This is a genomic window from Sellimonas intestinalis (assembly GCF_001280875.1).
In the GTDB taxonomy this organism is placed as follows: domain Bacteria; phylum Bacillota; class Clostridia; order Lachnospirales; family Lachnospiraceae; genus Sellimonas; species Sellimonas intestinalis.
In genome coordinates this window covers 22,895-37,338 of record NZ_LGAJ01000014.1, presented here as the reverse complement: position 1 = coordinate 37,338, position 14,444 = coordinate 22,895, and the positions used below count along the sequence as shown (strand labels likewise).

Annotated in this window: 12 protein-coding genes and 1 other RNA gene; 4 read left to right on the top strand and 9 right to left on the bottom strand. The window is 49.5% G+C overall.

Annotation, left to right across the window (positions count from 1 at the left end; all coding sequences use genetic code 11):
* Positions 1–2: 2 nt before the first annotated feature.
* An RNA gene (ffs, locus tag AOA56_RS15630) (signal recognition particle sRNA large type) lies at positions 3–265 on the top strand.
* Between the two features lie 19 nt (positions 266–284).
* Here ffs and tadA read toward each other — a convergent pair.
* Positions 285–731: a tRNA adenosine(34) deaminase TadA gene (gene tadA / locus AOA56_RS12765; protein WP_034594192.1), complete on the bottom strand. Its 447-nt coding sequence runs from the start codon at positions 729–731 to the stop codon at positions 285–287.
* A 185-nt stretch (positions 732–916) separates the two neighbouring features.
* Positions 917–2,014, bottom strand: a complete 1,098-nt coding sequence (locus AOA56_RS12760; protein WP_053769817.1) for a hypothetical protein — start codon at positions 2,012–2,014, stop codon at positions 917–919.
* Between the two features lie 216 nt (positions 2,015–2,230).
* Between AOA56_RS12760 and AOA56_RS12755 the strand changes: the two genes are divergently transcribed.
* The 3 genes from AOA56_RS12755 to AOA56_RS12745 all read left to right on the top strand — a co-directional run bounded on the left by AOA56_RS12755 (position 2,231) and on the right by AOA56_RS12745 (position 6,583).
* A complete protein-coding gene (locus AOA56_RS12755; protein WP_048620528.1) occupies positions 2,231–2,848 on the top strand; it encodes a TetR/AcrR family transcriptional regulator in 618 nt (205 codons plus the stop codon).
* A 144-nt stretch (positions 2,849–2,992) separates the two neighbouring features.
* Positions 2,993–4,795 carry an ABC transporter ATP-binding protein gene (locus AOA56_RS12750; protein WP_024731540.1) on the top strand — a complete coding sequence of 601 codons (1,803 nt, stop codon included), beginning with the start codon at positions 2,993–2,995 and terminating at the stop codon, positions 4,793–4,795.
* Positions 4,796–6,583 (top strand): ABC transporter ATP-binding protein, encoded by a 1,788-nt coding sequence (locus tag AOA56_RS12745; RefSeq protein ID WP_053769816.1) that lies wholly within the window; start codon positions 4,796–4,798, stop codon positions 6,581–6,583.
* A gap of 247 nt (positions 6,584–6,830) precedes the next feature.
* On the opposite strand, the gene AOA56_RS12735 is transcribed toward AOA56_RS12745, so the two are convergent.
* The 7 genes from AOA56_RS12735 to AOA56_RS12705 all read right to left on the bottom strand — a co-directional run bounded on the left by AOA56_RS12735 (position 6,831) and on the right by AOA56_RS12705 (position 14,416).
* On the bottom strand, positions 6,831–7,520 hold the full coding sequence (locus AOA56_RS12735; RefSeq protein WP_053769814.1) for an L-ribulose-5-phosphate 4-epimerase: 690 nt from the start codon (positions 7,518–7,520) through the stop codon (positions 6,831–6,833).
* Between the two features lie 128 nt (positions 7,521–7,648).
* A complete protein-coding gene (locus AOA56_RS12730) occupies positions 7,649–8,101 on the bottom strand; it encodes a PTS sugar transporter subunit IIA (RefSeq protein WP_024731536.1) in 453 nt (150 codons plus the stop codon).
* A 14-nt stretch (positions 8,102–8,115) separates the two neighbouring features.
* Entirely contained in the window at positions 8,116–8,877 is a 762-nt protein-coding gene (locus AOA56_RS12725; RefSeq protein ID WP_082350006.1) for an EFR1 family ferrodoxin, read from the bottom strand.
* A gap of 166 nt (positions 8,878–9,043) precedes the next feature.
* A complete protein-coding gene (locus tag AOA56_RS12720; RefSeq protein WP_053769837.1) occupies positions 9,044–10,720 on the bottom strand; it encodes a M3 family oligoendopeptidase in 1,677 nt (558 codons plus the stop codon).
* A gap of 17 nt (positions 10,721–10,737) precedes the next feature.
* The gene (locus tag AOA56_RS12715) at positions 10,738–12,396 is read right to left on the bottom strand and encodes a DUF885 family protein (RefSeq protein ID WP_024731533.1); all 1,659 of its coding nucleotides are present in this window, start codon (positions 12,394–12,396) and stop codon (positions 10,738–10,740) included.
* Between the two features lie 27 nt (positions 12,397–12,423).
* On the bottom strand, positions 12,424–13,359 hold the full coding sequence (locus tag AOA56_RS12710) for an ATP-binding cassette domain-containing protein (protein WP_024731532.1): 936 nt from the start codon (positions 13,357–13,359) through the stop codon (positions 12,424–12,426).
* The gene (locus AOA56_RS12705) at positions 13,352–14,416 is read right to left on the bottom strand and encodes an ABC transporter ATP-binding protein (protein ID WP_024731531.1); all 1,065 of its coding nucleotides are present in this window, start codon (positions 14,414–14,416) and stop codon (positions 13,352–13,354) included. Before AOA56_RS12705 ends, AOA56_RS12710 begins: the two co-directional genes overlap by 8 nt.
* Positions 14,417–14,444: the final 28 nt, after the last annotated feature.

Sequence of the window (14,444 nt, the reverse complement as noted above, 5' to 3'; positions counted from 1 at the left end):
AAACGTGCAGCCGGGGTGTTAGCGGTACCCTGTACCTACAATCCGCTATAGTAGGGGTGATGCTGTGCCGAGGGCGTATTCTTGTGAGGCTGCCTTTGGAAAGTGGCGTTGATACTTCGGGTCTCGCGCAACTGGACTCCGTGAACCGTGTCAGGTCGGGAACGAAGCAGCACTAATCGGAACCTCCCGTGTGCCGCGAGGGCGCCTGGGTTGAGTTAACTGCCAAAGTAACGCTTGGGAGATGCGTTCGACGCACAGCGCACAAAAAAGAGCAGATGACTGCTCTATTTTTTTTGCCGTAATTCTTTAAAAAACGTCTTAAGCATCTGACTGCACTCCTCCCCCAGAACTCCCGTCGTCAGTTCCACCTGATGATTAAACTGAGGCACCTGTAAAAGATTGAAAATAGATCCTGCACAGCCCGCTTTCGGGTTCATACATCCTACTACCACACGCTTGATTCTGGACTGCACGATCGCCCCGGAACACATCTGGCATGGTTCCAGGGTGACATACAAGGTACAATCTTCCAGTCTCCAGTCATTCATCTTCCGGCTGGCCTTACGGATTGCCTGAAGTTCCGCGTGAGCCAGTGTATTCTTATCGATCGTCCGCCGGTTGTATCCCCGGCCGATGATCTTATCCTGATATACGATGATACAGCCGATCGGGACTTCCCGCAAAGCGTATGCTTTCCTGGCCTGCTTCATCGCTTCTTTCATGTATTTCATATCCAGCTTCGCCTGAAGCTCCTGCTGTAATCTCTGTTCGTGTTCTTTCTCTTCTTTTGACAGCTTTCGTCCCATCTGTTTCGCTCCTGTATATTCTCTACAGACCGCCCTCTCTCCGCCATGCCTCTGCGCTTTCACGGGTCTCGCCCTGCACCTGCCTTCTCCGGGCGGTAATTTCGTTTTTATTATACTCTAATTTGGTGAACCTGTCGACACCAATACCCGAAATCATCCTTTTCCTCTCTCTCCGTCTCCGGAAGACTGAACATTTCTTCATCGTAGTTTACAAATCCCGGAAATCCAAAGGCCTGTGCTGCTCTTCGTTCTTTTTCACTGTAGACTCCCGGCACCCCGAGGAAGAGCTTCTCACCCTCCTGTAAAAAAGCAAGATGATGATAATTATAATATCCATGGAGGAGAAAGCTGTTGTTGGCAAGCTGCCATTCCCTGCGGATAAGCCTTGCCAGATCCTGCCGTTCGATTTTGGTACATTGAAACCGACTCCTTGTCTGGCACTCCTGCTCTGCGATTTCCGGTTCCTCATCCTTTGGTTCCTCACCCTCATCCAGCATCTCTTCTTCGTACGCTTCTCTTTCGTCTGAGGCTCCGCCCATGTCCGCATAAATCTCCGTTACATCATCAGACACACCCGTCGATCCCTCCGGTATGGTTTCCTCAGATTCTTGCGTCACTTCTTCCTGATCTTCCGTTCCCTGCGGCATTTCCAGAAGCTTCTCTGGAGTTTTCGGCATTTCCGACTCCGGAAACTTCACTTGCTGCGCCGGCGCCGTCTGATCTTTTGTTTCCTCCTGTTCCTCTCCCATCTGGGTTTCCTCATACTGTGATTCTGTTTCCCTTCTCTGTTCTTCTGTATCCAAATGGAATCGATCAGGTATTTCCTTGCCGACCGTTTCCAGTCGCCCGATATCAACAGCCTCATCTGTCCAGGTCGCCGCATACCTCGGTCCGCTCTCTCCACATAGAATGATTCCTTCCACCCTGTCATACCGCTCCTTGCTTCCTACGTCTTCTGCAGTATAAGCAAGCCGGTAGTTCAGCGCCGGACTAATATTGCTAAGTTCCCCTTGATACACACCAAGACATCGTTCATTCTCTCTCCAGAACAGATACAGCGCAAGTTTCCTCGGACTGTTCATCCCCCATCCTTTCCCATGAATACTTACCGCACATCCTTCTTCTGCTGTTTCCACTTTACAAAATCCGATATTTCTGATCCGTCTTCCTTCCTGATACTCATAAAGATAACAGATAAAACGCTTCATGTCTCTCTTACCGCCTGTTTCTTTTTACCTCAGTCTATGCCCGTCCCCTCCAAAAAAGAACAATATTTTCTTCTCCCAGTAATCTGGAATCTCTCAACACCATCATTTATCCAACATTTTGCCATTCTATGGACATTTGAGTAATCAGCTCTTGACAGGGATTCCTGACAGGCGTATTATAACATTGTTACATATCACTGTTATACGGAGGCAGTTATGGAAGAAAAATTATCAGATACTATGGTAAAAATCCAACAAGCCGCTTTGGAGGAGTTTTCTGACAAAGGATTCCTTGGTGCTTCCCTGCGCCAGATTGTAAAGAACGCGGGTGTGACTACCGGGGCATTTTACGGATATTTCTCCAGCAAAGAGGCTCTGTTCGCATCCATTGTGGAACCGCATGCCACCGCTCTCATGGGCCGATTTATGGAAGCACAGATCGGCTTTGCCGAGTTGCCCGAGGAGGAGCAGCCCAGACATATGGGTGAAGCTTCCGGCGACTATGTGAATTGGATGGTGGATTATATCTGTGAACACCGGGAGCCGGTCAAGCTGCTGCTTTGCAGAGCGGAGGGGACTTCTTATGAGCACTTTATCCATAATATGGTGGAGGTCGAAGTAGAGTACACGCTGAGATATATGGATGTACTCCGCCGGTCAGGCAGGAATGTTCCTACATTAAATCAATCTCTCTGCCATATCATAGCCAGTGGAATGTTCAACGGTCTTTTTGAGATCGCAGTCCACGACATGCCCCGCGAACAGGCCATCCGTGATGTGGCACAGTTCCGGAATTTCTACACAGCCGGATGGCTGGAACTGATGAAAGAGTAACTGTATCTCATCCAGACCTGTGGTATGCGAAGCGCTCTGCCACTTTATTGACAGAGCGCCTGCGAGGGATGCTTCCCCTTATTTTTTTAATTTTTAGTTAGTTCTACCTAACCATTTTTACAATTTTTTTAAGGAGGGAAACCCATGAAAGAAAAAAAGAAAAGTGATGTGTCAGTTCTGCTTGACTATGCAGGCAGCCACAAAGGGCTGACCTTTCTCGGCCTGACCCTATCAGCGGTATCGATGGTGCTCTCCATGGCACCCTATATTTGTATCTGGCTGGCAGCACGGGATCTGATTGCCGTCGCGCCAGACTGGACACAGGCCCGTGGTGTAGCCCGGTATGGCTGGATATCTTTTGCCTTTGCATTTGCAGGAATCCTCCTGTATTTTGCCGGCCTAATGTGTACACATCTGGCAGCTTTTCGTACGGCATCCAATATCCGCAAACAAGGCGTCGCCCATGTGATGAAGGCGCCTCTTGGTTATTTCGACGCCAACGCTTCTGGACTGATCCGCGGACGGCTGGACGCGGCAGCATCTGATACGGAAACGTTGCTGGCCCATAACCTGGCAGATATCGTAGGAACGATTGTCCTGTTTATCGCTATGGTAATTCTGATGTTTGTGTTCGACTGGAGGATGGGAATTGCCTGCCTGCTGGCTGCCGTCATCTCTGTGGCGTCCATGTTCACCATGATGGGCGGCAAAAATGCCAAGATCATGGCAGAGTATCAGACCGCCCAGGACCGGATGACCAAGGCCGGAACCGAATATGTCCGCGGTATCCCTGTGGTTAAGATCTTCCAGCAAACAGTATACTCCTTCAAGTCATTTCAGAAGGCCATTGAAGATTACAGTGCAAAAGCCGAACACTATCAGGCAAATGTGTGTCGTATACCACAGTCCATCAACCTGACTTTTACAGAAGGCGCTTTCGTATTTTTAGTGCCAGCCGCGCTGTTTCTGGCCCCAAACGCTCTGAAACACGGTACATTTGCCGGATTTGTCACCGATTTTGCATTTTATGCGGTTTTTTCAGCTATCATTTCCACAGCACTGGCAAGAATCATGTTTGCTTCATCCGGCGTGATGCTGGCCGGCACGGCCCTCGGCAGGATCAACAGAGTCATGGAAGCGCCCTCTCTGAAAATCCCTGCTCATCCTCAGACGCCCCACAGCAACAAGGTGGAATTCCAAGACGTCAGCTTTACCTATGACGGTGCCGAATCAGCAGCCCTCACCCATGTCTCGTTTACTGCTGAGCCGGGACAGACTATTGCTCTGGTTGGTCCTTCCGGAGGTGGCAAAACCACGGCGGCCAGCCTGATCCCCCGGTTTTGGGATGTGACTTCCGGCTCCGTGAAAATCGGCGGTGTAGATGTGAAGAATATGGATCCCCATGTGCTCATGGATCAGGTTGCATTCGTATTCCAGAACAACCGTCTGTTCAAAGCCTCGATCCTGGAAAATGTCCGTGCCGCACGTCCAGATGCCTCCAGAGAACAGGTGAGAGCCGCCCTTATGGCCGCCCAATGTCAGGACATTCTTAATAAACTTCCCGACGGCCTGGACACTATGATCGGCACGGAGGGTACCTACCTTTCCGGAGGCGAACAACAAAGAATCGCTCTGGCCCGTGCCATTTTAAAAGATGCGCCGATCGTCGTCCTGGATGAGGCGACCGCATTTGCAGATCCCGAAAATGAAGTTCTGATCCAGAAGGCATTTTCCACACTGACAAAGGGACGCACTGTTATTATGATCGCCCATCGTCTTTCCACCGTAGTGGGAGCCGACAAAATCATCGTCCTGAATAAAGGCTGCATATCCGAAGAGGGCTCCCACAATGAACTTTTGACCTCAGATGGGCTGTACGCCCGGATGTGGGCAGACTATAACAAGGCAGTCCAGTGGAGAATCTCCAGCGAAAAGGAGGCAAGATAAATGTTCAGCAAAAAATTTCAAAGAAAATATGCTCTTACCGACCAGGGTGTCCAGAACACAAAAAAAGGCGCGTTCTGGACAGTGATCGTCAATCTCATTGTCATGGGTGGAATGGGTATTCTATATCTTCTTATGGGGGCTTTCATGGGAACCTTAACAGAACAGAAGCCTCTGCCCGGTACGGCGCTCATTATCACCTTGACAGTCCTGTTCCTATTTTTGTCGTTCATAACTCATCTTCAGCAGTACCGGGCCACTTACGGACTGGTATACAACGAGGTGAAAACGACCCGTCTTAGCATGGCGGAACGGCTACGTAAGCTTCCCCTCGGTTACTTTGGAAAGCGGGATCTTGCGGATCTGACCGAAACTCTAATGGGCGATGTCAATCGTATGGAACACGTATGGTCCCATGTTCTGGGATATCTGTACGGCTCCTACATCTCCACAGCTCTGATTGCCTTATGCCTTCTGGCCTATGACTGGAGGCTGGCCATTGCCTGCCTGTGGGGCGTCCCGGTAGCCTTTTGCCTCCTATTCGGCAGTCGCAAAATCGCGGCCCGGGCGTCCGAAAAGACAAAGAAGGCTGCGGTCCGTGTATCTGACGGAATCCAAGAAGCATTGGAAAATGTCCGCGAGATTCGTGCTACCAATCAGGAGGAACGGTATCTTAAAAGCTTAAACCGCAAGATTGACGAACATGAACGGATTATGATCCGAGGAGAACTTGGCACCGGCGTATTTGTAAATGCGTCCAGCGTGATTATGCGCCTGGGCGTGGCGACAACGATTCTTACAGGCGCCGGACTGACCCTCTCCGGTGAAATTGATTTTATGCTTCTGTTTTTGTTCCTTCTGGTCATCACCCGGGTTTATGCACCTTTCGACCAGAGCCTCGCCTTGATTGCAGAGATGTTCGTCTCTCAGGTGTCCGCCAACCGTATCATGGAACTCTACGACACTCCCATCGCCGAGGGGGCTAACCATTTTCATCCAAACGGACACGACATTGTTTTCGAACATGTGCATTTTGCTTATAACGTCAATTCCTCTGAAAGCCAAAGAGCGACTGGCTCGAACCGTGGCGGGAAAGAAGTACTCCATGATGTCAGCTTTACCGCAAAGGAAGGGGAAGTAACCGCCTTAGTCGGTCCTTCCGGCTCAGGGAAAAGCACATGCGCCAAACTTGCCGCCAGACTCTGGGACGTCACCGCAGGCAGGATTCTTGTGGGTGGCGTGGACATCTCGAAAGTGGACCCGGAAGTGCTGCTTACCGACTACTCCATGGTGTTTCAGGATGTTGTGCTCTTTGACGATACAGTAATGGAAAATATCCGCTTAGGGAAACGGGGAGCAACAGACGCAGAGGTACTGGCCGCAGCCCGGGCCGCCAACTGTGAGGAGTTTGTCCAAAGGCTTCCAAAAGGCTATGACACTCCCATCGGGGAAAATGGCGCAAAACTTTCCGGCGGGGAACGCCAGCGCATCTCTATCGCACGGGCTCTTTTAAAAGACGCTCCCATCATCCTGCTTGACGAGGCTACGGCAAGTTTAGATGTGGAGAACGAAACCAAAGTGCAGGAGGCTCTGTCTCACTTACTCACCGGCAAGACTGTTCTGGTCATTGCCCATCGGATGCGTACTGTGGAAGCCGCAGACCACATTATCGTCCTTTCTGATGGCCAGGTAGCAGAAGAAGGCTCCCCGGCGGAACTTATGAATCAAAACGGTCTCTTCTGTCGTATGGTGGAATTGCAGCGCCAGAGCCTTGGATGGCGATTAAAATAGGGAATAGCATCAAGCGGACTGAAAAGAAGTGCGGAAAACCGCACTTCTTTCTATCTCCCAGTATGCTATTTCATCAGCAGCCTCATTACCTGCTCCACGGCCTGGGCCAGATTCTTCCCTGCCTGTTCGGGCTGCATAGCAGACTTTCTCTATTCCCGCTTTTGCCGCCCTGCTAGCTTCAAGGGAACTCAGACTCCCCTTAAAAGAATCGATCGCAGTTACAATTTTCACTGCTGTTCCTATCCTTTTACTCATTTTGCCCATAGTACGCATTCGCACCATGTTTTCTGTGATAATGCTTGTCCTGCAATTCCTGAGGAGCCGGACGGACCTCCGGGTTAATCATCTCGCACTGTGCCGCCATCTTTGCCACTTCCTCCAAAACAACCGCATTATGTACTGCCTCACATGCGTCTTTCCCCCAGGTAAACGGTCCGTGATTTTTGCAGAGGACAGCCGGAACCGCCTCATAATCTTTCCCCTGGAATGTCTCTACAATCAGGAGACCCGTGTTCTTCTCATACTCGTCAAACTCCGTTCCTTGCAGACAACGTGCACACGGAATCTCTCCATACATATAGTCGGCATGGGTCGTTCCGTAACAAGGGATTCCTCTTCCTGCCTGAGCCCAGCTCGTGGCCCACGGAGAGTGCGTATGTACAACGCCTCCAATCTTCGGAAACGCCTTATAAAGCTCCAGATGGGTAGCCGTATCCGAGGAAGGATTGTATCTTCCCTCAATCTTATTTCCGTCCAAATCCATGACTACCATGTCTTCCGGCTTCAGCTTATCATAGTCCACACCACTTGGCTTGATGACAAAATATCCGCTCTCCCGGTCAATAGCGCTTACATTTCCCCATGTAAAAGTGACAAGCCCGTATTTCGGGAGATCCATGTTCGCCTCGTAAACAGTCTGTTTTAATTGTTCCAGCATCTTTCATCCCTCCGTCTTTTCCTGTTTGCTATCGTCAGTTTGCTATTACGAATTATACCACCTGATCTGCCCTCCTGTCATTCATTTTCCCGGATCACTCCATATTCGCTGATCTATGGGATACACTTCTACAGATATTTCTCCTCCAGGGCAATCAGATCTTCCGGTCCCTTTGCCTCTTTCAGTTCCGCAATTAACTCATCATTGGATAAAATCTCTGACAACCTTGCCATATTGTCAAGGTGCTGATCTGGATTGCAGGATGCAAAGGTAAAGAACAGCACCGCATCCTTGTCTGGATCACCTGGCTCGAAACTCACAGGATGCTCCAGCCTCATAAATGCGATTTCCGTCTTATGAACACCCTGCGCCCCCTCTTGGCAATGTGGCATAGCAAGTCCCGGCATAAGCACAATGTACGACCCGTACTTTTCTACACATTTGATAATATCCTCTTTGTAGTTCTCCTCAACTGTCCCGTCTGACTCCAGTACTTCGCAACTCATGCGAATGGCTTCCCTCCAGTCTTTTGCTCCCTCCACAAATCGGTAATGTTTCTTTTCCACCAGTTCTTTTAACATGTCTCCCCCCCTATTTATAAATAAAATTCATTCTCCCTGCGGACTGTTTTCAAGGCCCCAAGCTTCTCGTTCATCTGCTCCTGCAATGGCGGTGGAAGAATCCGTGCTCCTTGCGGACAAGCCACTGTACATGCCATACACAGAATACATGCTTCCGTGTCGGTAGTCACCATCCCGTCCGAGATAGAAATTGCTTCTGCAGGACAGATGGAAACACATCTTTTGCATTGATTGCACACTGGAAGAGAGATCGGCGTAGCCGGCATATTCATTGCTTCTTTATAAGGATCATTGCCCGGAACCTTAACTGTACCTTGAAAGGACGTCCTCAGCTTCTCCAGTACGCTCTTTGCAAAATCCCGGATCTCTTCCTGGTCTTTTTCGTCAGGCCTTCCGGCTCCGACCTCCGGCACAATCGAGTGTCGGGCAATCAGTGCCGCAGACGCAGCCACCTGAAATCCCTGCCCTTCTACGGCCCGGTTAAGTTCCAGAAGCGCGTCTTCATAAGCACGGGTTCCGTACACTGCCAGAGTCACCGCCCGTTTCCCGTTTCCATGAAGCTTCCTGATCTTGTCTGTCACCAGTTTGGGAATTCTGCCTCCAAACACCGGAGCAGCAAAGACGACGACCTCTCCCTCCGGTTCTCTCACTGTCTGCTTCGGCACCCCCAGATCAATCACTTCTACCTTTCCTGCCATCTCTTGGCAAAACGTCTCCCCCGCTTTTTTCGTCCCTCCTGTAGGACTGAAATAATATAGACTGATCTTATGCAGCATCTTCCTTTCTCCTTCCTGTATCCTTGCCGGATTACTCTGAAGATTATTATACTCTGCCACCGGAGTATACGCAAGTTAAGGGACGGTCGGCAATGACAAAACCCCGCCACCGGGCCCTTACGGAACCTGGGTTATGGCAGGGTTTGTCTTGTGAGGTATTTATTTATTAGAAAAGTTTTGACTGTAAAAATTCCATGATTCCCCGGATTGTTTCCTCGCAGAACGGATTTCCGATTCCTGAGTACTCCAGGGTTTCAAAATAGCCGCGGCTTCCGCCCGAACGGCAAAGCCTGTAATATTCCTCCCAGGCCGTCTTGGGGTCTTCATCCATCATACGGTAGAAATGGAAAGCTCCCATCTGTGCCAGCGCATAGTCTACATAGTAAAATGGGTTGATAAAAATATGTTGCCTTTGCATCCAGTATCCACCGGCTTCAAAGAACGCGTTGCCGTCATAATCTCTCCATGGCATATACGTTTGCTCCAGCTCATGCCAGATCTTTTTTCGTCCTGCCGCATCCGGTTTTTCCTCAAAAACACGGTGTTGAAATTCGTCCACCGTCACCATAAACGGAACAGCCTCCAATGCCTGGATCAGATGATCCTTTCGGTACAATCCGACCTTGTCCCCAAAGAATTTTTCCATCCACGGGTAGGTCAGAAATTCCATGGACATGGAGTGTATCTCATTTGTCTCACTGGACGCCCATGTCATAGAAGAAAGCGGATAAATCCGGCTTGCCGTATACGCCTCAAAGGCGTGCCCCATTTCGTGAGTCAGCACGTCCACGTCTGCGCTCGTCCCATTAAAGTTCGCGAAAATGAACGGCGATTTCACTCCTGGAAGAAAAGAACAGTATCCACCCGGCTGTTTGCCCGGTTTACTGTCCAGGTCAAACATTTCATGTTCCAGCATAAAATCGAAAAATTCTCCCGTTTCCTTGGAAAGTTCATGGTACATTTCCTTGGCGCTCTTTAGCATTTCCCCTTTTGTCCCTGTCGGAGCCGCATTTCCGTCCGGATGCTTTAACTGTTCATCGTAGAATGTCACGGCCGAAAGCCCCAGACTCTCAGCCTGTTCCTTAAAGAGCCGTTCGCAGACCGGAACAATCTGATCTTTCACATAGCCCCGGAACTTTTTGACGTCCTCCGGACCGTAATCATAGCGCCCGAAGCGTGTATAAATATAGGAAATATAGCTGTCAAATCCCAGTTTTTCCGCAATACGGCTACGTACTGCGACCATCCTCTCATAAATGTCATCCAGACGATCCCCAATACCTTCATACATGGACGCCCACACCTGGAATGATTCTTTTCGTACGCTGCGGTCTACGTTCTGCATGTATTTGGACAGTGTGGAGAAGGTGCAGGTCTCACCATGAAATTCAGCGGTACAGGAAGATACGAGCCGGTTATATTCCTGGCACAGTCTGGATTCCTCCGTCAAATCTTCCACCACGTTCGGTGACATCAGTTTTAATCCTGTCTCCATGTCCCGAAGAGGCAGCGGGCCAAATTTCTCCTCGATACCGCTTTTATACGGGGAGCGGAGAACCGCTTCCTCTGCCTGCTGTCCCAGAAGAGACAGTTCCCCGATCTCTTTGTAAAAGTTGGACATCTCCTGCTCATAAAACGGATCTGTCGTATCAATCGTGTTCCGAATATAGGCCAGATCGTACATCGTCCACATCATCCGACTACGCTCGTCTTCCTTTACGATGACATCCACCAGCTCTTCCTTACTTTTCGCCTGTTCAATCTGCTCCACATACTGTCTGCGGGCGGCCTTCTCCGCCTCAAAATCCGGTCTTTGATATTCCATGTCTACAAACCGTTTCATCTTCCCCATCCTTTCTTCTACCCCTGCTTTTCTTCCAGGAGACTGGAAAACTCATGGAAATAACGCTCTCTTTCTTCCGGCGTAAGCCTTACAAGTTCGCCAAAGCGTTCCATACTGATATACCCTGCGGAGAAGAGAAGCTCCGTAAAATCCTTTTTGGAAAATCCATATTCCTTCTCCCACCCACAGATTTTCTTCATACCATAATAATAGCAGGTAAAGTATCCAGGTGAATTCTGCTGTGCCTGCACCTGTCCTCTGGCTGTTCCCCTTTCAAAGCCAAGCTCCGTCTCATAAAGCTTCACCACCTCTTCCAGCGATACTCCAAAATAAAAGAGCATCAGATCCGCACAAATCCGCACAGATGCGTGGTGGCGCCGGTAGGCGACAAACAGAGGGAAGAATGGATCTTCCCCAAACAGGAATTCAAACGCACGCTCTGTCCGAAGGCAGGTCCCCTCCAGAAGCGGCACAAGCTTGGCGCCGATCTTCACTGTCTCCGGCGTTTCGTCCACCGCTGCCCGCACATACTGTACATGATGGCCGGGATATGCCTCGTGAAGAGAATTGAGCTTGATCCATCCGTCTGTGACATTCTTGTAATTATATGTGTTTAAGAACATCTGGCCACGGATCGGCCGGATAGAAAAATCTCCTCCCTCATAGCCGCCCCACGGATAGGAATCTTTGCAGCTCTCCGGCACCGCCACACAGCGGCAGCTCTCATCCTCCGGCAGTCGGACGTACTCATGGGCCAGCGCCCTCGTCCGTTTCAGATATTCATTTGCACGCTCAAGCATCTCTTGCGGACTGTCGCATGGACCCTCATAACGAAACAGCATCTCATTGACCTCCTGCATTGTCTTCGGCGCAGGTTCCGGAATATCCAGTTTTGCGGCAATGGCAAACACTTCATTACGTGTCCGATCCATTTCCTCTTTGTACCAGGACAGCAACTCATCCAGAGAGACGCCGTACCGTTTCTGAAGTAATGTTCGGTAATCTTCTTCTTTCATCTTCACGGTCACATTTAAATCATCGTTTTTTCTCTCTTCCTGCTTTTCGACGCCGTCCGTAAGCTCACCTGCCATAGAAGAAAGCACAACCCGGATCTCCTCAAGGGCCCCTTTGACACTCTCCATCTGTTCGTCAGAAAATGTTGGAAAAAACTTTTTCAGATCCGCCCGGTACTCCTCTACCATCCGGCTCTCCCGGACAAACTCTCCCGCGATATGGGAGAGCTCCTCTTGGGAATGTCTGCTTCTGATCAGATTCAAGAACTCTTCTCTGCTCTCGCAGCGCTCTTTTAAACTCTTTGTCAGCTCTTCACACCGCTCTTGATCCGGATGACGATTCAGGCGGGATACGTTTTCAATTTCCCAGTGCAGAGAAAGATATGTATATTCCGGATGCTCCTGCGTATCACGCAACGTATACGCAAAGGATTCCAGAAAATCCTGGAAATGGTGCTTTACCAGCGAAAAGACCGCATCCGGCTCTTCCAGTTTCTCCACACCCTCATTCAGTTGCTCCCAGCGCCCCCAAAGCCTGGACATCCTTTCATCGTCAGGAATAAAAAGACCCTGACGTTCCTCGCCCTCCTGGGTCTGATACCGGGAAAGCAGCGCACAATCTCTGTCCATCTCCCGGTACTTACGTACATATTCTGATTTCATCCTCTTGCCCTCCTTGACAATCACATTTTATTTTATATATTTTACCATTTCCGAGTCAGACAAGTAAACATAATGTCTTCCCTCTACATGATGCATGGACGGCTTTTCCACACTGTAATCGTGTACCGACGGATCATAGGTCACATACCCTCTCCACTTTTCGTAGGCCGGGTCCGGAACCGGAATCGCCGACAGAAGGGCTTTCGTATACGGATGAATCGGATGACTGTAAATCTCCTCCGGAGTTCCCTGCTCTACGAGCCGACCCTTGTTCATCACGCCGATATAGTCCGAGAAATATTTTACGACGGAAAGGTCGTGGGCGATGAACAGAATCGTAAGCCCCAGCTCCCGTTTCAGTTTGTTCAGAAGATTCAGCACTTGCGCCTGGATCGATACGTCCAGAGCGGATACCGGTTCATCCGCAATGATCAGTCCCGGATTGGAGGCCAGCACTCTTGCAATACCAATTCTCTGTCTTTGTCCTCCTGAGAACTCATGCGGATACCGACTCAGATGGTCTTTTGTCAGCCCGACCAGCTCAATCATCTCTTCGCAACGTTTTCTCAATTCGGTATCATTTTTTACAAGTTTATTAATCAGCAGTCCTTCTCCGATAATCTCCTGAATTGTCATACGTGGGTTCAAGGAGGAGATCGGATCCTGGAAAATCATCTGGATTCCCTGATGAACGGCGATTTTCTCCTCATGGCTTAGTTTACCGGAAATCAGCTTGCCTTTATAATAGACTTCACCTCCGGTCGGTTTATACAGCCGGATAATCGTCCTTCCTGTTGTCGTCTTACCACATCCGGACTCTCCTACAAGTCCGAATGTCTCTCCTTTCGGAATCTGGAAACTGACATCATCTACCGCTTTTACCACAACCTTGTTCTTTCCAATTCCATTGGAAAAATACTGCTGTAGATGACGCACATCCAATACGATCTCCTTATCAGCCATTTACTTTTCCCTCCCTCCGCTTGATGCTGTTTGCGATTCTTCTCTCCAGCACCTCCGGACGGTTTACCTTCGGTGCGTTTGGATGAAGCAACCATGTAGCCGCATAATGCGTGTCGCTTACCTTGAACATTGGAGGCTCTTTCTCAAAATCGATGGCGACAGCCCACGGATTTCTCTCCGCAAAGGCATCGCCTTTCGGCGGAAATAACATGTTCGGCGGAGTTCCGTGAAGGGCGCTCAACTCTTCTCCGGCTTTTAAGTTGGTATCCGGCATGGACGCCAGGAGGCTCCATGTATAAGGATGAAGCGGATCATAGAAGATGTCTTCCGCAGTACCATATTCTACAATTTTACCTGCATACATCACAGCGATACGGTCCGCTACATGAGCCACGACTCCAAGGTCATGCGTAATAAAGATCGTAGATACATCTTTCTTTTCTTTCAGATGTCCGATCAACGCCAGCACCTGTGCCTGGATCGTCACGTCCAGAGCCGTAGTCGGTTCGTCGCAGATCAGGATATCCGGATTAGATGCAAGCGCAATCGCAATTACAATACGCTGGCGCATTCCTCCTGAAAAATGAAACGGATACTGATTGTACCTCTTTTCCGGTTCCGGAATTCCGACTGCTTTCATCAGCTCCAAAGTCTGCTCCTTGGCTTCCGCCTTCGGCATCTTATGAAGCACCGTGAAAATTTCTGAAATCTGCTTCCCGATTTTCTTAATCGGGTTTAAGGAGGACAGCGGATCCTGGAAAATCATCGCAATATCTCTTCCCCTGATTTTTTCCCAGTCTTTTTCCGTAAACTTTGTCAGGTTTCTCCCTTTATACATAACGGTACCATTCTCAATGACAGCCGTCCTTCCCAGGAGTCCCATCAGTGTTTTTACGGTAACTGATTTCCCCGAACCGGACTCTCCTACAATCGCCAGCGTCTCTTTTTTATACAGATCAAAGCTGCTTTTTCTGACAGCCTGCACTTTCCCCGCATAGGTCTGAAAGGAAACTGTCAGATCTTTGACTTCCAGTACTTTTTCTTTCTCCTCATTCATAGCTCATTTCCTGTCCTTTCTGATCTGA